The 24,992-nt window shown below is 34.9% G+C and carries 17 protein-coding genes and 4 other annotated features; of the genes, 14 read left to right on the plus strand and 3 right to left on the minus strand.

Translation table 11 applies throughout. The features are described from left to right. Window positions 1-22 precede the first annotated feature (22 nt). The 9 genes from MHB70_RS09675 to MHB70_RS09715 all read left to right on the plus strand — a co-directional run bounded on the left by MHB70_RS09675 (window position 23) and on the right by MHB70_RS09715 (window position 15,771). Window positions 23-1,150, plus strand: a complete 1,128-nt coding sequence (locus tag MHB70_RS09675) for a conserved virulence factor C family protein (protein ID WP_000692595.1) — start codon at window positions 23-25, stop codon at window positions 1,148-1,150. Between the two features lie 3 nt (window positions 1,151-1,153). Beyond that, on the plus strand, window positions 1,154-1,537 hold the full coding sequence (locus tag MHB70_RS09680) for a thiol-disulfide oxidoreductase DCC family protein (protein WP_000634894.1): 384 nt from the start codon (window positions 1,154-1,156) through the stop codon (window positions 1,535-1,537). An 82-nt stretch (window positions 1,538-1,619) separates the two neighbouring features. After that, complete coding sequence (locus MHB70_RS09685) at window positions 1,620-2,054, plus strand: BrxA/BrxB family bacilliredoxin (RefSeq protein WP_000063703.1); 435 nt, start codon at window positions 1,620-1,622, stop codon at window positions 2,052-2,054. A gap of 49 nt (window positions 2,055-2,103) precedes the next feature. After that, the gene (locus MHB70_RS09690) at window positions 2,104-2,880 is read left to right on the plus strand and encodes a class I SAM-dependent methyltransferase (protein WP_061529929.1); all 777 of its coding nucleotides are present in this window, start codon (window positions 2,104-2,106) and stop codon (window positions 2,878-2,880) included. Window positions 2,881-2,920: 40 nt separating this feature from the next. After that, window positions 2,921-3,135, plus strand: a binding site (T-box leader). 45 nt (window positions 3,136-3,180) lie between these two features. After that, window positions 3,181-4,869 (plus strand): arginine--tRNA ligase, encoded by a 1,689-nt coding sequence (gene argS, locus MHB70_RS09695; RefSeq protein ID WP_053446425.1) that lies wholly within the window; start codon window positions 3,181-3,183, stop codon window positions 4,867-4,869. Between the two features lie 144 nt (window positions 4,870-5,013). Next, on the plus strand, window positions 5,014-5,901 hold the full coding sequence (locus MHB70_RS09700) for a class I SAM-dependent methyltransferase (RefSeq protein ID WP_154698702.1): 888 nt from the start codon (window positions 5,014-5,016) through the stop codon (window positions 5,899-5,901). A 318-nt stretch (window positions 5,902-6,219) separates the two neighbouring features. Continuing rightward, window positions 6,220-10,422, plus strand: coding sequence for a bacteriocin-processing peptidase family protein (locus tag MHB70_RS09705; RefSeq protein WP_000883822.1), 4,203 nt, complete (start codon window positions 6,220-6,222; stop codon window positions 10,420-10,422). A gap of 105 nt (window positions 10,423-10,527) precedes the next feature. Next, window positions 10,528-10,767 (plus strand) — a binding site (T-box leader). Window positions 10,768-10,821: 54 nt separating this feature from the next. Then, entirely contained in the window at window positions 10,822-13,923 is a 3,102-nt protein-coding gene (gene ileS, locus MHB70_RS09710; RefSeq protein ID WP_000754889.1) for an isoleucine--tRNA ligase, read from the plus strand. 339 nt (window positions 13,924-14,262) lie between these two features. After that, window positions 14,263-15,771: a M36 family metallopeptidase gene (locus tag MHB70_RS09715; protein ID WP_000932729.1), complete on the plus strand. Its 1,509-nt coding sequence runs from the start codon at window positions 14,263-14,265 to the stop codon at window positions 15,769-15,771. A 108-nt stretch (window positions 15,772-15,879) separates the two neighbouring features. Here MHB70_RS09715 and MHB70_RS09720 read toward each other — a convergent pair whose 3' ends face one another. Then, a complete protein-coding gene (locus tag MHB70_RS09720) occupies window positions 15,880-16,359 on the minus strand; it encodes a hypothetical protein (RefSeq protein WP_000709315.1) in 480 nt (159 codons plus the stop codon). 221 nt (window positions 16,360-16,580) lie between these two features. Continuing rightward, window positions 16,581-16,793, plus strand: a binding site (T-box leader). 105 nt (window positions 16,794-16,898) lie between these two features. Here MHB70_RS09720 and aspS point away from each other — a divergent pair. The 3 genes from aspS to MHB70_RS09735 all read left to right on the plus strand — a co-directional run bounded on the left by aspS (window position 16,899) and on the right by MHB70_RS09735 (window position 21,024). Beyond that, entirely contained in the window at window positions 16,899-18,197 is a 1,299-nt protein-coding gene (gene aspS, locus MHB70_RS09725; RefSeq protein WP_000372098.1) for an aspartate--tRNA(Asn) ligase, read from the plus strand. Between the two features lie 169 nt (window positions 18,198-18,366). Then, window positions 18,367-18,615: a binding site (T-box leader), on the plus strand. Between the two features lie 117 nt (window positions 18,616-18,732). Beyond that, window positions 18,733-20,073: a sodium-dependent transporter gene (locus MHB70_RS09730; RefSeq protein WP_000814552.1), complete on the plus strand. Its 1,341-nt coding sequence runs from the start codon at window positions 18,733-18,735 to the stop codon at window positions 20,071-20,073. 36 nt (window positions 20,074-20,109) lie between these two features. After that, window positions 20,110-21,024, plus strand: coding sequence for an alpha/beta fold hydrolase (locus tag MHB70_RS09735; protein WP_000584213.1), 915 nt, complete (start codon window positions 20,110-20,112; stop codon window positions 21,022-21,024). A 36-nt stretch (window positions 21,025-21,060) separates the two neighbouring features. Here MHB70_RS09735 and MHB70_RS09740 read toward each other — a convergent pair whose 3' ends face one another. Together MHB70_RS09740 and MHB70_RS09745 are read right to left on the minus strand one after the other, a co-directional pair. Then, window positions 21,061-21,636 carry a nucleotidyltransferase family protein gene (locus MHB70_RS09740; protein WP_000701725.1) on the minus strand — a complete coding sequence of 192 codons (576 nt, stop codon included), beginning with the start codon at window positions 21,634-21,636 and terminating at the stop codon, window positions 21,061-21,063. Between the two features lie 24 nt (window positions 21,637-21,660). Continuing rightward, window positions 21,661-22,458 (minus strand): lipid II flippase family protein, encoded by a 798-nt coding sequence (locus MHB70_RS09745; RefSeq protein WP_061529931.1) that lies wholly within the window; start codon window positions 22,456-22,458, stop codon window positions 21,661-21,663. Between the two features lie 194 nt (window positions 22,459-22,652). Here MHB70_RS09745 and MHB70_RS09750 point away from each other — a divergent pair, with 194 nt between their 5' ends. Together MHB70_RS09750 and MHB70_RS09755 are read left to right on the plus strand one after the other, a co-directional pair. Next, complete coding sequence (locus MHB70_RS09750; protein WP_000288768.1) at window positions 22,653-23,318, plus strand: HAD family hydrolase; 666 nt, start codon at window positions 22,653-22,655, stop codon at window positions 23,316-23,318. 204 nt (window positions 23,319-23,522) lie between these two features. Then, window positions 23,523-24,962, plus strand: a complete 1,440-nt coding sequence (locus MHB70_RS09755) for a GntP family permease (protein WP_000424321.1) — start codon at window positions 23,523-23,525, stop codon at window positions 24,960-24,962. The last annotated feature ends 30 nt before the right edge of the window (window positions 24,963-24,992 follow it).

A 24,992-nucleotide genomic window follows, 5' to 3' on the forward strand; every position in this document is an offset into this window, starting at 1 on the left:
GCAATAAAGGAGAGTTTTTTACGTGAAGATTAAAGCAATTGAACCGACGCCAAGTCCAAATACAATGAAAGTTATTTTGAATGAAGTATTACCATCAGGAGCGCGTAATAATTATACAAATGAAAATAAAGAACAAGCACCAGTACAAGTGCAAGAAATTTTGAAAATTGAAGGCATTAAAGGTGTGTATCATGTAGCAGACTTTTTAGCAGTCGAGCGTAATGCGAAGTATGATTGGAAAGTTTTATTACAACAAGTTCGTGCCGTTTTCGGTGAAGAAGTAGTAGAAGAAAGCGAAGAACAGCAACTTTCTCACTTTGGAGAAGTGAAAGTATTTATTCAAATGTTCTTTACAATTCCGATGCAAGTGAAGTTAACAGATGGAACGACGGAAGAGCGTGTTGGTTTACCTGATCGTTTTAAAGAATCAATCATGAAAGTGCAAATGTCTGCACCTAACGTTGTGAAAGAGCGTAAATGGGTAGAGCAAAGTACACGTTACGGTAATTTTGAAGAAATAGGGAAAGAAGTAGTAGAAGAAATTGTTGCTGCTTATTCAGAAGAACGTGTAAATGAAACAGTTAAAGAATTATTAGATCAGGCTGGGGCAGTTGAAGTAACGATTCAAAAGCGTGAGCCATATAAAGTAACAGAAGAGATGATGAAAGATTCTGACTGGAAAAATCGTTTTGCAGCTTTAGAGCAAATGGATCCTACTGAAGAGGATATTCTAGTGTTGAAAATGGCGTTAGACGATGAAAAAGTATCTATCCGCCGCATAGCAACAGCTTATTTAGGTATGGTAAAAGGTGATGAAGTATTACCGTTATTATATAAAGCGTTATTAGATCGTTCAGTAAGTGTTCGTCGTACTGCAGGGGATTGCTTATCAGACGTAGGTGACCCAGCAGCGATGTTCGTTATGATTAAATCGCTGAAAGACCCAAGTAAATTAGTACGCTGGCGTGCAGCTATGTTCTTATTTGAACTTGGAGATGAAAGTGCGATTCCGGCATTAAAAGCAGCGCAAGATGATCCAGAGTTTGAAGTAGCGATGCAAGCTCGTCTTGCATTAGAGCGTATTGAAGGCGGCGAAGAAGCGAAAGGTTCTGTATGGAAACAAATGACGGAATCTCGTAAAGGGGAATAATATATGATTGTTTTCTATGATAGTTGGTGTCCGATGTGTACTGCAGTGGCAGAGCGTACGAAGAAATTAGATAAAAAGGGTAAAATGACATTTGTTTCATTTCGAGATGATGATGTAGTTAAGAAGTATGATCTTTCTCAAGAACTACAAAGTAAGATGGAGCAAAGGATGTATATTTTTAAAAATAATAAATGGTATGACGGAATTCATAGCATAAACGTATTAGCGAAGGCTGTTCCATCTTATTGGTTTGCAGTGCCTTTTATAAAATTATCTATCGTACTTGGATTTGGAAGCAAAGTATACGATTATATCGCTAACAATAGAAAACTTGTCCCAGTTGGACATTGCCGCGGTGGGGTTTGTGAAATCCCTTCAAAAAAATGAAAACGTCACTATCTTTCTTTTGCACCTATTAATAGAGCGTGATATGATGAATTTGGAATGAAAGTTGAAGGAGAGATACAAGATGTCAAATGCTTATGAAGAATACATGCGTCAAATGGTAATTCCAATGCGCCAAGAATTAGTGCGTTCTGGATTTGAAGAGTTAACTACAGAAGAAGCTGTTACAGAATTTATGGAGAATGCATCAGGTACAACATTAGTAGTTGTAAACTCAGTTTGTGGATGTGCAGCTGGTTTAGCGCGTCCATCAGCAGGTCAAGCAGTTGTTCGTGCTGAAAAACAACCTGATCATCTTGTAACTGTATTTGCAGGTCAAGATAAAGATGCTACTGCAAAAATGCGTGAATACTTCGGAGAAATCCCTCCATCTTCACCATCTATGGCATTATTAAAAGGAAAAGAAGTTGTTCACTTCATTCACCGTCATGAAATTGAAGGTGCAACTATGGACGAAATTATTACGAACTTAGAACAAGCTTTCGAAAAGAATTGCTAAAGAAGGGGGAGAGTAAATCTCCCTCTTTTCTTTATATAGAGGTGAAATAATGCTAGTAACAACAGCAGGACGAACAAATAAAGAAATGACATCTTATGCAAAAAAAATAGCGACAGAATTAAATAGTTCTTTCGTTATACGTAATGATATACCTGTGCACAAACTGCATGAGAAATATGAACAAGATGTGCTTGTCGTAGGGAAGAACCGATTAGCTATTTACCCTGAAGGTACGGAAGAGTCGTTTTTCTTTCATCCAAACTCAGCAATGTTTCGTGTGAAAAGGTTAATGCGCGGAGAGCACGATCCGTTTGTACAAGCTGCTAAATTAGAGAGCGGAATGACGGTGTTAGATTGTACGCTCGGCATGGCATCAGATAGTATTGTAGCTAGCTATATTGTTGGTGAAAGTGGAAAGGTAACAGGACTTGAAGGTAACGAATATATGGCTTACATAATGGAAAAAGGTTTGCAAACATGGTCTTCATCAGTTGCTGAAATCGATAAGGCAATGCAAAGAATCCATGTAAAGCAAACAGAGCATTTCGCTTTTTTAACGCAATGTGAGGATAATAGTTATGACGTTGTTTACCTTGATCCGATGTTTGAAGAAACTGTCATAGAATCAGATGGAATTAAAGGATTAAAACACTTCGCTTTGTATCATGATATTACTGATGAAACAATTGCGGAAGCGAAGCGTGTGGCGAGAAAGCGTATTGTTCTGAAAGACCATTTCCGTAGTACTAGATTTGAAAAACACAATTTTCACGTATACAAAAGAAAAAGTGCAAAGTTTCATTTTGGCGTAATTGACCCTTGCTAATTGTTTGAAAAGATGTATAATAAGCAATAATTAATTAAATATACTGTCTGTGATGAAGAGAGTAGTCTTTTTCAGAAGGAAAGCGAGCTAGGGATGGTGTGAGCCTAGTGCGGAAGAAAAAGATGAAGCGCACTTCGGAGACGCTTCTTGAACGAATAGTAGAGTAAGCCGAGGTCCCCTGTCCTCGTTATAAACGGGAAAGTGGTTCGTAATGAACAACAAGGGTGGTACCACGGGTTAAAACTCGTCTCTTATATAGAGACGAGTTTTTTGTGTTTAAAAAAATAAGGAGGTTGTAGTATGGAATATAAAACACAGTTTGCGAAAAGTTTATCAAATATTTTTGTAAATGAATTAACGCAAAATCAAATTTTAGATTTAATCGAAACACCGAAACAAGATGAATTCGGAGATGCAGCGTTCCCATGTTTTTCACTAGCGAAGCAATATAAAAAATCACCAGCTATTATCGCAAAGGAAATTGCGGAGAAAGTAAATGATCCGTTCTTTACGAAAGTAGAGGCTGTTGGTCCTTATGTAAATGTATTTTTCAATCGTGAAACTGTAAGTGATGCTGTATTAAAAACGATTTTAGCTAAGAAAGAAGAATACGGTCAAAATTACTTTGGATGTGAAAAAACAGTAGTTATTGATTACTCATCTCCAAATATTGCAAAACCTTTTTCGATGGGGCATTTACGTTCTACAATGATTGGAAATTCACTGAAACATATCGCTGAAAAATGTGGCTATGAAGTTGTAGGAATTAATTATATTGGGGATTGGGGAACACAGTTTGGAAAGTTAATTACTGCTTATAAAAAATGGGGAAATGAAGCAGTAGTTAAAGAGGATCCAATCCGTGAATTATTTAAGTTATACGTTCAATTCCATGAAGAGGTAAAAGACGACGAAGAACTAGAAGAAGAAGGGCGTGCTTGGTTTAAGAAATTAGAAGAAGGTGATGAAGAAGCTGTTGAGCTTTGGAATTGGTTCCGTCACGAATCCTTAAAAGAATTTTCTCGAATTTATGAACTTCTCGGTGTAGAATTTACTAATTTTCAAGGAGAAGCTTTTTATAATAACTTAATGGAAGATTTCATTGGGATTTTAGAGGAGCATGAGTTGCTTGAAGAGTCAGAAGGCGCATTAGTCGTTAATTTAGAAGAAGAGGGAATGCCGCCTTGCTTAATTAGAAAATCAGATGGTGCGACTATTTACGCAACACGTGACTTAACGGCAGCGTTATATCGTCAAAACACTTATGCATTTGATAAAGCCCTATATGTAGTTGGCCTGGAACAAAGTTTACACTTCAATCAATTTTTCACTGTATTAAAAAAGCTTGGCTACAATTGGGTTGACGGCATGGAACATGTACCGTTTGGGTTCATTTTAAAAGACGGTAAGAAAATGTCGACACGTAAAGGAAGAGTTGTTTTACTTGAAGAAGTACTTGAGGAAGTAATAGACCTTGCAAAACAAAATATTGAAGAGAAAAACCCAAACTTAAAACAGAAAGAAGAAGTAGCAAAGCAAGTCGGTGTAGGAGCAGTCATCTTCCACGATTTGAAAAATGAGCGTATGCATAATATCGAATTCTCATTAGAAAATATGCTGAAATTCGAAGGAGAAACAGGACCATATGTACAGTACACACATGCGCGTGCTTGCTCTATTTTAAGAAAAGAAAGTGTAGAATTTGAAACGTGTACGTTTGCATTAAAAGATGATCATAGCTGGAGCGTCGTAAAATTACTGAATAAGTTCCGACAAGTAATTGAAGCAGCCTTCAACAAAAATGAGCCATCAATCATTTCGAAATACGTATTAGATGTAGCACAATCGTTCAATAAATATTATGGAAATGTGCGTATATTGGAAGAGAGTAAAGAGAAAGACAGCAGACTGGCATTAGTTTATGCTGTGACGGTTGTATTAAAAGAGGGATTACGTTTGCTTGGGGTGGAGGCACCTGAGGAGATGTAACATAAAAAGGTGTACGTATCATAGTAGATATGTATACCTTTTTTATATTTATAGGAAAGGTATAAGCAAAAGTTTCATTTTTTTAAAACTAAACTTAACTTTTCTTTAAAGTATAGGAATGTCTTTATTAAATGGAGAATTGTAATGTTATATAAGGAGGCGTTAGGTTTGGAAACATACGACTGGAACAGTAAACTAACATATTTAAAAAATACAAGAGATTTATATTACAACGACGATTATGTAAGTTTTTTAGTAAATTCAGTTTGGAAGATTAATAAGCCCGTACATATCGTTGATTTCGGTTGTGGATATGGTTATTTAGGCTTAGTATTAATGCCGTTACTTCCAGAAGGTTCAAAGTATACAGGCATTGATAGTGGAGAAACATTACTTGCTGAAGCGAGAGAGTTGTTTCATCTACTTCCATATGAATCAGAATTTATTGAGGGGGATGCTACAGAAATTGAATTGAACGATAAATACGATATAGCAATCTGTCATGCTTTCCTATTACATATGAATACTCTAAAAATGATACATGCAATTAAAAAAGGTGGTAAAATAATCTGTTTTGAACCACATTGGATTTCAAATATGTCTTCATATGTCTTAGATGGAGAGAATCAATCGGAAATTATTAAACTAGGTGCTTTGCAGAAGTTATTTGAAAAAGACGCGCAGAGAAACGGTAAAGATGGAAATATTGGCATGAAAATACCGATGTATTTAAGTAAATTAGGTGTGAAAAATATTGAGTGTAGAGTGAGCGATAAAGTGAACTTTTTAGACTCTAGTATGCATCACAATGATAAACACAGTTTGTATCATTCATTAAGAGAAGAGGGGATTGCGGACAACCCGGGTGATAAACAGCAATTTATAGAACGTTTAATGATAAGAAGATTAACATATGATGAAGCATTAGCTCAATATGAAGCAGAACTACGATTTTTTAAAGCGCTCCATATACATTCATCTTTAGTATATGCTCCGAATATGAAAATTACATTTGGTGACATAGAATGTTAAAAGGTAGCAATTTATTGAGGATTGACATTTTTTATCGATAAGTCGATATTCACCGTATAATCGCTGATATATTTGAATTATCGCCGATATAATTTCATGTACTGATTTTGGCCTTGAAAAGATAAGATCCTCAATTCACGCTATTCCATATAATTAAACAAAATACGAAGAAAAACAATCATTTTTACTATATTTTGTTATAAATTCGAATAATATTAAATAATACTATCCATTATAGGAGATTTTAGTTGAATACCTACAATATGATGTGTAAAATCTAAGCAAGTAGCAGTTTAAATAAATATTCGAGGTGAATGCATGCTAGATTTTAAGCAGTTAGAAGCTTGTTTAAAAGACAAGAGATTTGTAGATGGATTACAGGAAATAAATAATGAAATTTCATATATAAAAGAAACGAATACTTTATCCTATGTGAAGACTTGGCTTGCTAATATTCCTTCACATAAGGAGTTTGATATATTAATTCGCCTTACTGATGAAGGGCTTATGCACCAATACAGTTCATTCCTCATTCGCTACGCTTATAAAAAATTCCCAAATATGAGAACGCTCTCTTTATATTGTGATGAGTTAATTGATGAGCGAAAAATCCTTGAAGCAGAACAGTTGTTAAAAGACTCTTTAGAAGAGGCAGATAAAGAAGAAATAGATGACGATTTTTTAGCGAAAACATATTTTACTTTAGTACGATGTTTATTAGAAATGAAACGAAATGAAGAAGCGCTCATTTATATGCAAAAAGCAGAGGAGTACAGTACAAGTGCGGTCTTTGATAAATGGGGCTACGTCTATATGCATACAGGTGAATGGGAGAAAGCAGAAGAACAATTTTTAGCTGGAAAGCAGCATAAAGATTGTGAAGAACTATCTACCTACTTATTATCACAGTTATATGCGAATAAAGGGGAACAAAAACATGCATTACAGTTAATTGATGATGCGATTGTAAAGTTTCCACAAGTACCATATTTTCATTTTGAAAAGGTAAAGTATTTATTAGATTTAGCGAAATATGAAGAGATGTTAGAGGTAATAGATAATATTAATAGTACGCTTCCTTATCATGCTTATGAAACTTACTTTGTACATTTACGTGCAGAAGCGTTGTACAAAATGAATAAACTTGTAGATTTACAACAGTTATTAAAAGAAGAAAAAAGTTTAAAAGGCTCTTTATATCATAATTTAGAAAAAAATCCAGATGGAAAAAAGGTTCACCTGCCGATAGTTCCAATTGTACAAAAGGATAATTATTGTGTTCCGACAAGTTTAGAAATGATGTTGCAGCTATGGGGAGAAAAACGTACACAAGATGAAATAGCAGAGTTTATTTTTGATATGACAGGCTCAAAGTTTTCCGATACGGTCTCTTATATTGAAGAGTTAGGCTATGAATATCGTTATTTTAAAGGGAATGAGGAAATTTATAAGATATTACTCGACCGAAAGATCCCCGTTTTATTAAGTATAGACATCGAACATGCTTCACATGTGCAAGTGCTATCAGGATATGATGATACGTTACAAGCTTTTTATGTTCAAGATCCAAACTTTATAGAACCAGTTCTTGTGGAATATAGTAAATTGCAAGAGAAATATCGTTATACAGGTTGTTTGGCGATCACGTTTGTTCCGAAAGAAAAGAAGGAAAAACTAGCATTTTTAAGTGAAGAAGAGAATCATTATTTTAAATCCATTTTCTCTCTTACAGATCATTTAGATGAACAAGATAAAGAGGGAATTAATAACTTAGTACAATTTTTAAAAGAGACGAGTGATAATCGGAATACGTGGTTATATACGATGAAACATTTAGATGTTGAAGTAGATAAAGAATTTATTTTATATTGTATAGAAAAGTTAATGGAAAAGTTTCCGAACTCGGATTTTGTTAAATTGCATGGTGCACAGTGCTTTATTCGTCTTCAAGAAATGGAGAAAGCTGAGCAAATGCTGGCAAATGTTGAGAAGAAAAATAATCGTGCTTTATATCATTTGATAAATGGAAGATATGCATTTGAACAGGAAAGTTATATAGAAGCGATTACAAGTTTTCGTTCCTCATTACAATTGGACGCAGATCAGCCGATCGCCTGGAGTTTCCTTGCGTTATCTTATATGTATATCGATCAATCTGAAAATGCGTTGCAGTTTTCTCAAGTAGCTGTAGAACGTAGTCCAGAAAGGTTCACTTTAACGAATCACGGTTTAATATTAATAGATTTAGAAAGATATGAAGAAGCATATGAAATCTTTAATAATTTGTTAAGAGAATATAAAAATGAGGCGCATGTATGGTATGAACGAGCGAGATGTGCGCATCAATTAGGGAAATTACATTTAGCGATAAAAGGACTTAAAGTGGCGATTCAGTTAGATAGTAATGCGCCTTACATTTATACGAAACTTTCAGAGATCTATGAATCTGATTTGAAGGATGAGAAAAGCACAAAAGAAATTTTATTAAAAGGTATTGAGAATTGTGATGATAAGGCGTCTCTATATGTAAGATTAGGTGATTATCATTTTCAAAATGATAGTCTGGAAGAAGCAGAAACATTATATAAGCGTGCTTTAGAAGAAGATAATGAAGATGTTTATTCTCATTTCGGACTTACGCAAGTTTATATGGCAAAAGAGCGATATGATGAAGCGAAAGAATATATTCTTGGTCTCGAAACACAAATTGAAAAGAGCCAAGATTTCCTTATGAATGCAGGAATGGTTTTATGGGATGCAGAGGTTGAACTTGGTGGAAATGAAGATGGGTTTAAAGTAGCATTGTCTAAGTTAGAGAGTGGTATAAAGCAGAGTGAATATAATGTAGCAAGTGCGTTAGATGAATATGTGAATCGAATTAAAGGAACTGTATTTGTACAACGAGGTATAGCATTCTTAAGAACGTTACAAAAAGAAAGAAATGAAGTAAGTGAATACAGTTGTTATGCAGGTATTTTACATGAATCTATTGGACAGTATGGCCAAGCGATGAAAAGATATAATAAAGCAATAGAACAAAAGAAAACGGCATTGCCATATTACCGAATTGGTGAAACACTTATGGCATTAGGACAATTGACAGAAGCAAAACAAGCGTATGAAACATGTTTAGAGCTTGATGAAAACTTTTTAGGTGTACATTTACAACTAGCAGAAATATACGAAAAAGAAGAAGAGCGTTTCAAAGAACAAATTCATATGGTTCAGGCGATGAAAGAAGAGCCTTTGTATATAAATATGGAATATTTGGCACAGCTTTCAGTAGAAATAAATCTTCAAGAAGAGTTGCTAAAGGAATTAGAACATCTAGCAGGCGAAGTACCCGAAATATGGCGCTTAGATGCGATTGCGTATGTGTATGGAGCGATGGATGAAATAGATAAAGAACAAGCACAGATTGAAGAAGCGCTACAATTAGATAGTGAGCATGCAGAAGTTCTATATCATTATGTAAAAGTATTAGTGAAAAAAAGAGATGCAAAAGCGATTGAAGTTGCAATGAAAGTAATACAAAAAGATGTAAATAATGAACGTATATTTGATGTTTATGTAAAAGCGGTAGAACAACATAAGAAATTGTCTAACATCCGGGATTTTCTTCATACATTAAAAGTGAAAAAAGCAGAAAGAAGTACAGCATTCATGTGTGCAGCAGCTGCGGTTACGGAAAGATGGATTGAACGTCAACAAAATGAACAACCGAAAAAATCTATATTTACGAGAGCTTTTTATCGTATGAAAAACCGGGCAAAAGAAATTTCAATGGTTACAACAATTATTGAGTTATATGAAATCTCATTAAAGTTAAATCCAAAAAATAGTATGGCAGCACAACGATTTGGATTATTTTACGAAAATGTATCGATGAATAAAGAAGCGATAGATGTTCTGCAAACATCGTTAGAAAATAAATGGGATTATGAGGTAGCGAAGCAACTTGTAAATCTTTTCATTGAGTGTGAGGACGAAGATTTGTTACAAGATGCTGTAGAGTTAATGAAGCAATTAGTTCGAGAGCTACCGGATGATTATGATACGCTTCTTATACAAGCGCAAGTATTCTTGAAAGTTGGGGAAGAAGGAAAAGCAGAAAAAATATGCTTACAATTAACGGAGAAAACACCGTTTGTAAGTAGAGGATTCCTTGCTTTAGGAGAAATATACCAAAGTCAAGAGAGATATGAAGAGGCAATTCAGTTATTAGAAGATGCTTCTATACATCATCCAAATGATACGGCAATTCTTCTCTCATTAGCATCTTCATATCATAGTGCCGGCCAAACGATAAAGGCAGAAAAAATAACAAGTGAAGTAGTAACAATGGATACGAGTGATCTGTTAGCAAGATATGATCATGCTTGTTATTTAGCGTTATTAAATAGAAATGCAGAGGCGAAAGAAGAGCTTGAACATGTACTTCGTGAGGATGAATCTGGATTTTTTGCTGAACTTATCGAAGAAGATGAAGATCTAGCAAGACTGAGAGAGTTTGAAAAGTAATTGTATATGTATATAAGTAGTGAAAAAAGGATATAAATAAAAATATATTTTGAATTAGTTGACAATTTATTGTTAAATGGCATAAAATAGCTTTTAACAAAGTATACAAATCTGAAGACGAGAAAGAGTAAAATAATGAACTGTTCCCCAGAGAGCCGGTAAAGTGCTGAAAGCCGGTGTTCAGACGTTATTTGAAAATCATCTCCGAGGAGCCGAGGCTGAAAGTAAGTAGGCCCGGACGGATGTCTACCGTTACAAAGAACGCGTATGTTAGTACGTTGCTAAGCGCTATTAGTGAAAAGCTAATAGAATTAGGGTGGTAACGCGGGTAAACCCGTCCCTACTTCATAGGGGCGGGTTTTTTGTGTGCTTTTAAAACATTCAAAGGAGTGATTGTAGATGAAGAAAGTAGATGTAAAAGAGTCAGCTGTAGGGAGAGAAACACGTATTCGTAAGCAGTGGAACGAACAGAGCATTTTTGAACAATCAATTCAGAATCGAGAAGGCGCGCAATCGTTTGTGTTTTATGAAGGACCACCAACGGCGAACGGTTTACCACACGTCGGCCATGCACTTGGTCGGGCAATTAAAGATTTAGTAGCAAGATATAAAACGATGGCCGGTTTTAAAGTAGTAAGAAAAGCAGGATGGGATACACACGGTTTACCTGTAGAATTAGGTGTTGAGAAGCAACTTGGTATTTCTGGTAAACATGAAATCGAAGAGTACGGAATTGAGCCATTTATTAAGAAGTGTAAAGAGAGTGTATTCACATATGAAAAGCAGTGGCGTGAGTTCACTGAAAGTATCGGTTATTGGGTAGATATGGATGATCCATACGTTACTTTAGAAAATCCATATATCGAAAGTGTATGGCATATTTTAGGGACGATTCATGAAAAAGGCTTGTTATATAAAGGGCATAGAGTTTCACCGTACTGCCCAAGCTGTCAAACCTCTCTCAGTTCACATGAAGTTGCACAAGGGTATAAAACAGTAAAAGATTTAAGTGCAACAGTTAAGTTTAAAGTGGAAAATAGTGAAAATGAGTATTTCTTAGGTTGGACGACAACACCATGGACACTTCCAGCAAATGTTGCACTTGCTGTACATTCAAATATGGAATACGTTAAAGCGAAACAAGAAGGTCATGTATACATTGTTGCGAAAGAACGTGTACAAGAAGTATTAAAAGAAAACTATGAAGTATTATCTGTTCATAAAGGTGAAGAATTAGTAAATACATTTTACACAGCACCATTTCCAATGAAAGAAGTGACAAATGGTTACCGTGTTATTGCAGCGGATTTTGTAACGGCAGATAGTGGTACTGGACTCGTTCATATTGCTCCAGCATATGGGGAAGATGATTATAGAGTTGTTCAAAGTGAAGGATTGTCGTTCCTACATGTTGTAGATGGAAAAGGTGAGTATACAGATGCAGTACCATTTTTGAAAGGTAAATTTGTAAAAGATTGTGACGTTGATATCGTTCGTTATTTGGCGAAGGAAGGTTTGCTATATCATAAAGAAAAATATGAACATAGTTATCCGCATTGCTGGCGTTGTGATTCACCACTTCTTTATTATGCAGGAGAAAGTTGGTTAATCCGAACAACTGCAATTAAAGATACATTTTTAAAAAATAATGATTCTGTTACTTGGTATCCGGATCATATGAAACATGGACGTTTTGGTAAGTTTTTAGAAAATATGGTTGACTGGAATATTAGCCGAAATAGATATTGGGGAACACCATTAAACGTATGGGAATGCGAAAGTTGCGATCATCAGTTCGCACCGAAAAGCATTGCTGAATTAAGAAAGCATAGTAAGAAAGAAACACCTGAAGATTTAGAATTGCATAAGCCGTATGTAGATGAAGTGCAAGTCTGCTGCGGGAAATGCGGAGGCACAATGAATCGCACACCAGAAGTAATCGATGTTTGGTTTGATAGTGGTTCTATGCCATTTGCACAATATCATTACCCATTTGAAAATAAAGATTTATTTGAAGAGCAGTTTCCAGCGGATGTTATTGCAGAAGGAATTGATCAAACACGCGGCTGGTTTTATAGTTTATTAGCAGTATCAGCACTATATACAGGCAAAGTGCCGTATAAACGAGTGTTATCACTAGGGCATGTTTTAGATGAAGAAGGACAAAAAATGTCTAAAAGTAAAGGCAATGCACTAGATCCAGTTGATTTAGTAGAGAAGTTTGGTGCAGATGCGCTAAGATGGGCTTTACTCGTTGATAGTGCCCCGTGGAATGCGAAGCGTTTTTCTGAAAGAACAGTACTGGAAGCGAAATCTAAATTTGTAGATACATTAGTCAATGTGTATAGCTTCTACGTTTTATATGCAAATTTAGATGAGTATAATCCGAAAGAAACGTATGACGTAAAGCTTACGAAATTAGACGAATGGGTATTATCAAGATTGCATAGTACAACGAAAAAAGTGAGAACAGCACTTGATGAGTATCAATTTACGAATGCAGCTCGTGAAATTGCAGCACTTGTAGATGAAGTGAGTAACTGGTATGTAAGACGCTCACGTAATCGTTTCTGGGAATCTGGTATGAACGCTGAAAAAGCATCTGCCTATGAGACACTTCATGAAGTGCTTGTAACAATTAGTAAATTAATTGCACCATTTACACCGTTTGTCGCGGAAGACATTCATCTGAATTTAGAAGGAAGTAGCGTTCATTTAGCGGATTATCCAGTTGTAAATGAATCACTACTTCAGCCGAAATTAGAAGCGGAAATGGATGCTGTTTTACAAGTTGTCGAACTTGGAAGAAGTAACCGTAATCAGCATTCTTTAAAAGTAAAACAGCCGTTAGCTGAGCTTGTATTACTTGAGCATAAAGAGAATGATATCGATTGGGAATCTTATCGCGATATTGTAATGGATGAGCTAAATGTGAAAGCATTCCATGTTGAACTGGATGAAACGAAATATACATCATATCAATTGAAGCTCAATTTTAAAACAGCAGGGCCGAAGTTCGGTAAAAATGTGAATGCAGTAAACGGCTGGTTAAAACAATTATCACAAGAAGAAGTACAAAAATTTGTATCAACAGAAAGAGCAGTTTACGAAGCAACATCAGGAGAAGAAGTGGTTGTAACCGCTGAAGATGTGTTAGTTGAGAAAGTTGCAAAATCAGGATTCTCTAATACGACTAACGGACAATATACGGTTATGTTAGATACGAATGTAACGGAAGAACTGTTACAAGAAGGAGTAGCTCGTGAATTCATTCGTGCGGTTCAAGAATATCGTAAGCAGTTGAATTTACCAGTTAACTTACGAGTTGATGTGATTCTTGATGCAGAGGAAGAACTACAGCAAACGTTAACGAATCATAAACATCTATTGGAAGAAAACTTACTCGTCAAGCAATTTACATTTGGCCACTTAACGAATGAAGACGACGAGCTTTCCTTAGGGGAGACAAAACTCCGAATTAAGTTAAGCGAGGCTAATTAATGAAAAAAGGAAGTTGGAATCATTCCAACTTCCTTTTTTGTATGAAGGGAGATTAACCGGATGATTTCCTCATAATCCACTCGATAGGGACTGGAACATTTCTTTCTTCATATTTTAAAAGTATAAGGTTGAAAGAATTGATAAAGAAATATATTTCTAAAGTATTGTTTTCGTTTTACACATAAATATTGAGAAAATTTCACTTACCCAAAATGTAAAGGTAATAGAATTGCTCGTATAGAATTACTCGTAGATTCACTTTATTTCGTTACTTGTCGACAGTAATAGCCTTATAGGAATGGGGTAAAGGTTTCACAATTTATTAGGGGGAGTGGTTTTATGTTAAACAAAAAAATGGTGGCAATGGCAATGACTGTACCATTAGTAATGGGGACGATTTCTACAGTTTCCGCATTGGAAAAGAAGCAAGTAAAGGTAGAAGCTTATTCACCACAGAAAAAAGCAGTTGAATATTTAAAAGGGAATGCCAATCAGTATGGATTAAAGCCCGATCTTTCAGACTTGCAATATATTTCTACAACAGAAACGTCAGTAGCTTCATATGTTAGGTTCCAACAAGTAGTAAATGGCGCGCCTGTATTTTCAAAACAAATTACGGTTACTCTTAACGGAGAGGGAAAAGGAGTACTTGCTGTTTCTGATTATCAACCTGTTACAGGTGTGAAAGAAGTAACGACAAAAATTAGTGAAAAAGATGCAATACAAAAATCAATGGCGTATGTTGGAGAAGCGAGTGAGCAAAACTTATGGGCTCCTACAGAAAAAGAATTCGGATATATTGTAGAAGAAGGTGTCGCTCTTCCAGTATATAAAGTGGTAGTCCATTCTAATAATCCATTCGGTGCATGGGAAACATTCATTGATGCAGAAAATGGAAAGTTAATTAAAAAGGTTGATATAAACCGAAAAGCTGAAGGGTCAGGAAAAGTATTTTTACCTAACCCGGTCGTATCTAGTGGTAGTAAAGTAGGATTAAAAGATAATAATGATGCAGATTCAACAGCTCTAACGAACCAATTGAAGACTGTTACGTTAAAAGGTTTAGATGGAACAGGATTTTTAATTGGAGAGTATGTAACGATTTCTTCAAAAGCGATGACGAAATCTACAAACTTACAATTTAACTATACACGTGCAAATGATAGCTTTGAAGATGTTATGTCGTATTATCATATCGATACATTGCAGCGCTATATTCAAGGACTAGGCTTTAAAAATATTAATAATCGTTCGATTAAAGTAAATGTTAATGGTACAACGGATGATAACTCATTCTATTCTCCATCAACGAAAGCTTTAACTTTCGGTACTGGCGGAGTTGATGATGCAGAAGATGCTGGTATTATCGCGCATGAATACGGCCATTCAATTCAAGACAATCAAGTGCCTGGATTCGGTAGCTCACCAGAAGGTGGAGCAATGGGAGAAGGATTTGGTGATTTCTTAGGTGCTACTTATGAAGATGCAGTGTCGACTACAGGGTACGGAAAAGCATGTGTTGGAGAATGGGATGCGACAGCTTATTCTAGTTCGGATCCAACATGCTTACGCCGATTAGATACGAATAAAGTATATCCGAAAGATATTACGAATGAAGTACATGATGATGGGGAAATTTGGGCTCAAGGACAATACGAAATGGCACAAGCTTTTGGCCGTGATGTAGCAACAAAAATTATTTTACAATCACATTGGTCATTAACGCCAAATGCTAAATTCCGTGATGGAGCAAAAGCAATTAAGCAAGCGGATGCTCTTCTATATGGCGGACAACATGCTGCTGATATCGATCGTATTTGGGCAGCAAGAGGAATTAGTACGAATTAATATAAAAAGTCGTGGCGTTTATAAGCCACGACTTTTTAATTTACATAAGAACTGGTACTAGTAAATAAATTAATATCAATGATAATGTGAATACATCCGCAGCCTCATTTACTTTTTAGATTCTTTAAAAACAAAATGCTCTTTAAATTTTCTAGACTCAACTTTTTGACCGTTTCGCATCGAGCGGAAAGGGTGTTCTTGCCACGTAATAATCACGTCAACCTCATCTGTTTTTGTAGAAATAGGTAAGTTAGCATGTTCAAATCCAGTTTTGTTGCTTGCTAAACGACTTTCCTTTAGGGAAAAGAGTTCATATTTCGTTTTTGTATTTGGCTCGTTGCGGAAGACTTCAACTTGTACGTTATACACTTCGCTTTTTCCGAGATTTTTTACAGAGAAATAATATGTTTGAAATACACCTTTTTTAGGTTGCAACAATTTTTTACTCGTTTTTTTCACTTCATCAATATTCACTTGCCATTGATTAGAATGTTGAGAGATTGGTAAAGATTTTGGTGAATATGCGTACGTTTCATTTACTACAATTAGGCATAACAAAAGGAGAAAGAAACTAATTGCTTTTTTCATATGTACACCTCCGCTACAATTTTGCTATTAATATGCGTGGGAAACATGTAAATTATGTAATAAAATGGAAATGTATATAGAGCGTGAAAAAGACTAGTGTAAATCTAAATGGGAAAATAATAATAGAACATGAAAAATACGCATATATAACGGTAGATGAAGAATCTTAAATAAAAAGGCTTGCGTTTTATAAAATAAAGAGATAGAATACTCTGTAAATATAAAAAGTGATGATCAGGAAAAGTACATGATGCAAAGGTCTACAGAGAGCAATCGGTTACTGGGAAGATTGCGATACCGCATGATGGAAAGACACCTGTGAGTGTTGTTTTGAACGTGATTATTAGTAAAAGCAAACGGTACCTACCGTTATCAGGGCTAAGATGGTCATTGTGACAATTTGGGTGGTACCGCGGAAAAAATCCGTCCCTATTTCTAGGGGCGGATTTTTGTATTTTTTGAAAGGAGGTGAGTGAACGTGGATGACGATGATGACAACAATAACGTAAATAAAATGAAAACTATTGGAGGGAAATATAATGGATCAAATAATGACGCGTTCACTCGCTCAAGCGTGTACGGAGCATGTTGGAAAAGTGGTACTCTTACAAGGGTGGGTAAAAAAGATTCGTCATCTAGGTAATGTGAGTTTTTTATTATTACGGGACCGAACGGCAGTTATTCAATGTGTATTAGAAAACGAGTTAGCTGGATACAAAGTTGATGTAGAAAGTGTCGTTCAAATAGTTGGTGAAATTGTAGAGACTTCGAAAACAGAATTAGGGGTTGAAGTACTTGCTCATGAAGTGAAAGTATTAAATGGTGCAGAACAACTTCCATTTGAATTAAATAAAAAGAAATTACAAGTTGGTTTAGATCAACTATTGAATGAACGAGTATTATCGTTAAGACATGAGCGAACCGCGGCGATATTTAAAGTGAAAGCTACACTCGCTCAAAGTTTTAGTGACTATTTAACAGAGAACGATTTCATACGTATATTTACGCCGAAAATTGTTTCGCAAGGGGCAGAAGGAGGAGCGAATGTTTTTAAGCTTCCATATTTCCAAAAAGAAGCTTATTTAGCTCAATCACCACAGTTTTATAAACAAATGATGGTAGCGGGAGGATTGGAACGTGTTTTTGAAATTGCACCTGTTTACAGAGCGGAACATCACAACTCTTCCCGTCATTTGAATGAATATATATCGTTAGACGTAGAGCTTGGATTTATCGATGATTTTCATGAAGTGATGCAATTAGAAACGGATGTTTTACGACATATGTTTCAGCAAGTAGGAGAAACATGTGAGAAAGAACTACAACAATTACAAATAGAAGTACCTGTCATTACTGAAATACCGAAAATTACATTATCAGAAGCACAAGAGATTTTGAAAAGTAAGTATCGAAAAGAATCACCGATTGGAGATTTAGATACAGAAGGTGAAAAGTTACTAGGGAAATATGTGAAAGAAACATATAATAGTGAATTTGTTTTCATTACACATTATCCGAAAGAAGCGAGACCGATGTATACGATGCCGAATAAAGAGAATCCAACTATTACTGATTCTTTTGACTTATTGTATAAAGGATTAGAGATTACGTCAGGTGCACAGCGTATTCATAATTATGATCTATTACTCGCATCTTTTAAAGAAAAAGGATTACACCTAGAGAAATTTCAATCTTATTTAAATACATTCCGATACGGTTGTCCACCGCATGGCGGTTTCGGCATTGGGCTAGAAAGGATTGTATATAAACTTTTAGAATTAACGAACGTACGAGAGGCGAGTGCTTTTCCGAGAGATTGTACACGTCTTACACCATAAAAAAGAACCTTCGCGATTATCGCGAAGGTTCTTTTTTAATGTTCTTTTATTTTTACATTGAAAGTTTATAAAAAACCTTTTCGACAAAAAAATTAATATATACCTTGACAGTTATAAATATAACCGATATACTTCATATTAATTTCAAAAGAAAATATATTCTAAATATTAAAATGTGTTGAATAGGAGTAGTAAGGTCATGTATTTGTGCAGAGAGCTATGGGTTGGTGCGACATAGTCAAATGACATCCTGAACTCGCCTAGGAGCAGTAAGGTGGAACGGAATCACATTCTTAGTAAATCTTAACGGTTAACCTTCGATATTAGGTTTGTAATCAAACGATTACTACTAAGGTGGATTCATAATGGAATCAATAAGGGTGGTACCGCGTTAAGTAAATGGCTTAGCGTCTCTTTATATAAAGAGATGCTGAGCCATTTTTTATTTTATAGAAAAAGAAATGGAGGGTTTATTCGGATAGGTATGTAAAATTTAATTATTTGTATAAAAAGATTTAATTAGGAGGAAAATAAGATGAAACAGACGGAGCAATGGACTTCGAAATTAGGATTTATAATGGCTGCAGCAGGATCAGCAATTGGATTAGGCGCAATATGGAAGTTTCCTTATATCGCTGGGAAGAGCGGGGGAGGAGCATTCTTTTTAATCTTTATATTATTTACTGTGTTAATTGGACTACCACTATTAATAGCTGAATTTATGATTGGACGCAGTACACAGAAACAAGCAGTTGGCGCATTTAAAAGTATTGCACCAAATACAGGGTGGCACTGGATTGGACGCCTTGGCGTTGGAACGTGTTTTATATTACTTTCGTTTTATAGTGTTGTAGGTGGATGGGTATTGATTTATTTATTTAGAGGAGTAACTGGACAACTTATTACTCCGGGACAAAATTACGGTGCATTATTTACTGAAACAATTGGAAATCCCGCTTGGGCTATTACTGGACATTTCGCTTTTATGTTCATTACGATATGGGTTGTATCAAAAGGTGTACAAAACGGAATTGAAAAAGCAAGTAAATATATGTTACCAGCATTGTTCGTTTTATTTGTCGCCCTTATTATTCGTTCATTAACATTGGATAATGCAATGCAAGGTGTGAAGTTTTTCTTACAACCAGATTTCTCAAAGATTACTTCAGAAAGTATTTTGTTCGCAATGGGCCAATCGTTCTTTGCGATTAGTATCGGAATATCAATCATGGTTACGTATAGTTCCTATTTAAATAAAAAAGAAAGTTTACCAAAATCAGCAATAACAATTGTTGGATTGAATTTATTTGTTTCTTTATTTGCAGGTCTTGCAATTTTTCCAGCAGTATTTTCATTAGGAATGGAGCCGACGGAAGGGCCTGGATTGCTATTTATCGTATTACCATCTGTATTTAGTCAAATTCCATTTGGCGGATTGTTCTTAACGGTATTTCTTGCGCTATTTACATTTGCCACATTAACATCGGCGTTTTCTCTACTAGAGACGGTTGTTTCAGCATTAGCAAATGGTGAACAAGAAAGAAGAACGAAACTATCATGGATCATTGGTTTCTGTATTTTCTTAGTAGGTATACCATCTGCGTTATCATTTGGAGTATGGAGTGATATTACGATTTTTGGTAAGAATATTTTTGATGCGGTAGACTTTTTATCTAGTAATATATTAATGCCACTAGGAGCGCTATTTATTAGTATTTTCGTATCATTCAAAATGGAAAAGAAGGTGCTAGAAGCAGAATTTTTTGTAGGTGGAAATTACGGAAAGAAAGTATTTACTTGTTGGGCATTTTTACTTCGGTTTGTAGCGCCACTTGCCATAATCATCGTCTTTTTAAATGTAATAGGAATTATTTAACATAAAATGTTATAATATTCAGTAAAAAAGAAGGTGATGATTATAAAGGCGAATTTGATAGAAGCAGGGAAATACATGGACATTAGAGGGAAGAAGTTATATGTTGAAGCACATGGAAACCCTAAAAGTAAGCCTGTATTATACTTGCACGGCGGTCCGGGAGAGAGCTGTTATGATTTTTCATTTCATCAAGCGGAACGTTTAAAAGATTCTTTATATGTAATTATGATAGATCAAAGAGGTGTTTGTCGCTCAGAAGAAATTCTTGAGGACGAAGCTTTTGGATTAAATGATTTGATTGAAGATTGTGAAGAACTAAAAAAAGTATTGCAAATTGAGAAGTGGTCTGTAATTGGACATTCTTTCGGTGGATATGTAGCATTGTTATATGCATCGATATATCCAAGTTCAATAGAGAAAATAATATTTGAAGGACCAACTTTCGATTTTGCATTAACAAGTAGAGCTTTGTTACAAAAGACAGGGGATTTATTAAAAAAGTATGGAAAAGAAGAAATAGCAGAAGAGTCCATCGCTTATTCATCTAGCAATGCTAGTTCCGAAGAGTTGCTTGAAGCTTATATAAGATTAAGCGATGAATTAGAAGAAAAAAGAATGGAGATTTACAATAATAAGGAAGATAGGACAGATGAGAGTTTATACAGTGATCAAGAGTGGGAAATATTTTCAAAACGCTCCAAGATTCATTTTGATAGATTAAAATTAGAAGGCGCATGTCATACATCATTATTATCCAAAATAAAAGATGTACAAAATCCAATGTTATTACTTGTAGGAAAACATGATGTAGTAACGTGTGAAAAACAAATTGAAATATTTAATAAAGATGCTCGAAACGGCAAGTATATTGCATTTGAAGAGAGCGGTCATTCACCTCATTATGAGGAAGCAGATAGATTCGCAGAAACAGTCATGTATTTTTTGAAATGAAGAAAAGGGTGCTTCTATTAATGAGAAGCACCCTTTCTAAATTTCTGGATATGTGATTGTTATGTTAGGCCATTTACTTTGCCAATTCTTTTTAATAACTCTGTTTTTGTACATATGTATACGTCCTTTTGATTCGAGAAAATGAGCTGTTGGTCTCACTTGTAATGAAAGAACATCTTCAATACCGCACGGGGCTGTTAATATAACATTGTTTTTTTCGTCTAATGTAACCCCTAAAGCCGTTGCTGTTTCAGGGAATTTAGAAATAGCATCAACAGAAGAAGAATATGGTGGCATGTTGTTCACCACATGCATACGAGCTTGATTTTTAACCGACCAAGGTATAGAAGCATCCATATTTGTTAGTGTTTTCTCTACGGATTGTTCATATGTCTCGTCTTTATGTAATGGATCAAAATAGATGACATCAACGTCCGGTGTAGCAGTTCTTACTTCGTAGTTATGCAAAGTATCCCAAAGTTTAGAACGAACAAAACCGGCGCAAATCCACCAATCAGGTAGCTCTAGTGATTTTGCTATGTGTAATACGTTCATCATCCATTTGTCGTTTTCTATTAAGCGAATTACATCTTGTTCTGTTTGTATCTTCATTGATAAATTCACCTTCCTAGTAAATTAATGCATCAGTTCAATAATCCATAAAATCCAGTAAGCACCTGGTACGAACAACAGTTGTGCGAGTAAAGTACCGAGAAGTCTAGATATCATTAACCAACCATACATTTTACTCATAGATTCAGCACCATTTTCTGATTGTAAAGCACGCTCTGTTAATAGAGCAATGCGTGGATCGAGCAATACTGTTAATAAAATAGTAGCAAAACCATTCACAAGGCCAGAAGCTGTACTTGCATTTGTTGCGTAATCTGGATTTAGAAAAGAAGCATAAAGGGCAGAAAGAACACCTGCTGTATAAATTGCAGTAGCAAACATGTTAATAAGCATAATACGCTTTGGAATACCACTGATACGCAATCTATGAATCATTTCAAATCTTGGAAAGCGCACATATTTTTTTGTGTACTTTAATTTTTGAATGTTATTTGTTTTCATCATTCGAATGAAAGAACCATCTGTTTCAAAGTTTTGAATGACATATCCAAATAGTTTTGTCAAAGTTGGATAAAGAATAATCGCAAGTAATGTACCTATGGAAGCAGATAATAGTACAAGTCGTATAGTATGCTCTAAATTAATAGAAGCATCTCGTTTTGCTTCATCGACAATCCCGCCAATTAAAAAGGCTTGTAGTAAATTTGAAGTTCTTGAAATAAGTAATACCATTCCTACGACAGATAAGGCAACGACAATCTTTTTTAAACGAACACCAGCTAATCGAATACTATAAGAACTAGTTTCGACTGCGTGGATGACAATTGTGAAAGCCATTATAAAAATTAACGTAATTGACATTTGTTTCACCAGTTTCTATTGAATTAATTGTAACTTTCTTACTTTATCATATCTATCCGTCTAATGTAACCGAAACTATGTAACATAGAAAAAGTGATTTTTTTGAAAAAACAAATAATGGTAGTATAGTAGAGGTAGAGTAGTAAAAAAACCTTTAGTATTACATGTAAAGTAGGATGAGTGGGGGATTAAATATGTATACAACATTTTTATTTGATTTAGATGGAACAGTAACGGATCCTAAAAAGGGGATTGTAAATTCAGTTTTGTACGCGTTAGAAAAGGTTGGAATTGAAGAATTACATGTAAGTGAGTTAGATTCATTTATTGGTCCTCCTATTCAGCAATCATTCGTAGAGAGATATAATATGAATGAAGGAGAAGTTGAACGAGCTGTTTTTTATTTCAGGGAATATTTAAAGCAACGTGGGTTGTTGGAGAATAGTGTATACGAGGGTATTCCAAATCTCCTAAAACAATTAAAAGATAACGGAAATCGTTTATTTATAGCTACTTCAAAGCCTACTATTTTTGCTAGACAAGTAATAGAGCATTTTCAACTAACGAATTATTTTGAAGATATCATTGGAAGTAATTTAAATGGAACAAGAATAAAAAAAGAAGAAATAATTGCACATATTTTACTTCAGAATGAAGGACTTAATAAAGAGGAAGTTGTTATGATTGGAGATAGAAAGCACGATATAATAGGTGCAAATCATAATGGAATTGCTTCAATTGGCGTTTTATATGGCTATGGTAGTGAAAATGAGTTGATTGAAGTTAGTTCGACCCATATAGCGAAGGATATAGAAGAACTACACCATTTTTGTATAGAAAATAGTTTAATAAAAAAATAAAAATAGAGACTAACAATCCCTTTATAACGTATGACGATGAAATCGTTTCTGTTTAAAGGGATTTTTCATATGTAATCGAATATGTATAATTAGACATTTTAGTATGAAAAATTTGTATGAATTAGAGGAGGGATGTCAGAAATGAAAGATTAGTAGAAGTTTATCAATAAAAGATTGAATTTTCAGTTTAAAGGAGGGGTATAATTGGAGCTAGTTATTATATTATTAGCACTTAGCTTACTTATGTTTGTAGCCTATAGAGGGTTTTCTGTTATTTTATTTGCACCAATTTTTGCATTATTTGCGGTATTTTTGACAGAACCTAGTTTTGTATTACCTTTCTTTTCTAATATTTTTATGGAGAAAATGGTAGGGTTTATTAAACTATATTTCCCGGTGTTTTTACTTGGAGCAATTTTTGGGAAAGTAGTAGAAATGTCAGGAATTGCTGACTCTATTGCAAAGACGATTGTAGAGTTGGTTGGAGAAAAACGTACAATTTTAGCGATTGTTTTAATGGGTGCTATTTTAACATATAGTGGTGTTAGTGTATATGTAGTGGTATTTGCTATATTTCCGTTTGCAGCTAAGCTTTTTCGACAAGCTAATATTCCAAAGCGCTTAATACCTGGAACAATTGTCCTTGGAGCAGTAACATTTACAATGGATGCGCTCCCTGGATCACCACAAATTCAAAATGTAATACCTACAACATTTTTTAAAACGGATATTTATGCTGCACCGATACTTGGTATTGTAGGGGCAATTTTTGTTCTCACGTTAGGTTTATTATATTTAGAGAGTAGGCGTAAGAAGGCAAAAGCGGCAGGTGAAGGGTATTTTGGTTTTAACGATGGGAATACTGAAATGGCAGCATCTTTGGAATTAGAGCAGAAAGAAATACCGCTGTTAAATAGTTTAGAAATTACGAAGGTACAACAACTTATTGCTTTTATACCACTTATTTTAGTAGGTGTAATGAATAAAGTGTTTACTATTATGATACCGAAGTGGTATCCGAACGGTTTTGACTTTTCAGCAATTGGTATGAAAGCATTTGGAAAAGTAGAATTGAGTGCGGTAGTTGGAATATGGTCTGTAGAATTGGCACTTATAATAGGAATTTTAACAACTCTTTTATTATACTGGAAACGGGTAGTAACAGGATTTCAAGCTGGATTGAATACAAGTATAGGTGGAGCACTACTTGCAACAATGAACACTGGAGCGGAATTTGGTTTCGGTGGTGTCATTGCAGCACTTCCAGGTTTTGCAATTATGAGAGATGGCATTTCTGCAACGTTCACAAATCCTTTAGTGAATGGAGCGGTAACGACGAATATTTTAGCCGGTATTACAGGTTCTGCATCAGGAGGAATGGGGATTGTTTTAAGTGCGATGGGGGATAAATTTATTGCAGCAGCCAATCAATTTGATATCCCATTAGAAGTTATGCACCGTATCGTATCAATGGCATCAGGAGGAATGGATACATTACCACATAACGGCGCTATTATTACTATTCTTACAGTAACAGGTTTAACACATAAACAGTCATATAAAGATATATTTGCTATTACAGTTTTGAAAACGCTTGCTGTGTTTTTAGTTATCGCATTCTATACTATTACAGGAATTTATTAAAAATAGATACTATATGAATTGTAAAGGTTT

This window comes from Bacillus sp. FSL M7-1020, from assembly GCF_038050415.1.
GTDB lineage: Bacteria > Bacillota > Bacilli > Bacillales > Bacillaceae_G > Bacillus_A > Bacillus_A toyonensis.

What these genes read in the sequence shown, in the direction of transcription:
- MHB70_RS09680 (WP_000634894.1), top strand. Translation starts at nt 1,154, where the DNA reads ATGATTGTTTTCTATGATAGTTGGTGTCCGATGTGTACTGCAGTGGCA.
- MHB70_RS09685 (WP_000063703.1), top strand. Translation starts at nt 1,620, where the DNA reads ATGTCAAATGCTTATGAAGAATACATGCGTCAAATGGTAATTCCAATG.
- MHB70_RS09690 (WP_061529929.1), top strand. Translation starts at nt 2,104, where the DNA reads ATGCTAGTAACAACAGCAGGACGAACAAATAAAGAAATGACATCTTAT.
- argS (WP_053446425.1), top strand. Translation starts at nt 3,181, where the DNA reads ATGGAATATAAAACACAGTTTGCGAAAAGTTTATCAAATATTTTTGTA.
- MHB70_RS09700 (WP_154698702.1), top strand. Translation starts at nt 5,014, where the DNA reads ATGTTATATAAGGAGGCGTTAGGTTTGGAAACATACGACTGGAACAGT.
- MHB70_RS09705 (WP_000883822.1), top strand. Translation starts at nt 6,220, where the DNA reads ATGCTAGATTTTAAGCAGTTAGAAGCTTGTTTAAAAGACAAGAGATTT.
- ileS (WP_000754889.1), top strand. Translation starts at nt 10,822, where the DNA reads ATGAAGAAAGTAGATGTAAAAGAGTCAGCTGTAGGGAGAGAAACACGT.
- MHB70_RS09715 (WP_000932729.1), top strand. Translation starts at nt 14,263, where the DNA reads ATGTTAAACAAAAAAATGGTGGCAATGGCAATGACTGTACCATTAGTA.
- MHB70_RS09720 (WP_000709315.1), bottom strand. Translation starts at nt 16,359, where the DNA reads ATGAAAAAAGCAATTAGTTTCTTTCTCCTTTTGTTATGCCTAATTGTA.
- aspS (WP_000372098.1), top strand. Translation starts at nt 16,899, where the DNA reads ATGGATCAAATAATGACGCGTTCACTCGCTCAAGCGTGTACGGAGCAT.
- MHB70_RS09730 (WP_000814552.1), top strand. Translation starts at nt 18,733, where the DNA reads ATGAAACAGACGGAGCAATGGACTTCGAAATTAGGATTTATAATGGCT.
- MHB70_RS09735 (WP_000584213.1), top strand. Translation starts at nt 20,110, where the DNA reads ATGATTATAAAGGCGAATTTGATAGAAGCAGGGAAATACATGGACATT.
- MHB70_RS09740 (WP_000701725.1), bottom strand. Translation starts at nt 21,636, where the DNA reads ATGAAGATACAAACAGAACAAGATGTAATTCGCTTAATAGAAAACGAC.
- MHB70_RS09745 (WP_061529931.1), bottom strand. Translation starts at nt 22,458, where the DNA reads ATGTCAATTACGTTAATTTTTATAATGGCTTTCACAATTGTCATCCAC.
- MHB70_RS09750 (WP_000288768.1), top strand. Translation starts at nt 22,653, where the DNA reads ATGTATACAACATTTTTATTTGATTTAGATGGAACAGTAACGGATCCT.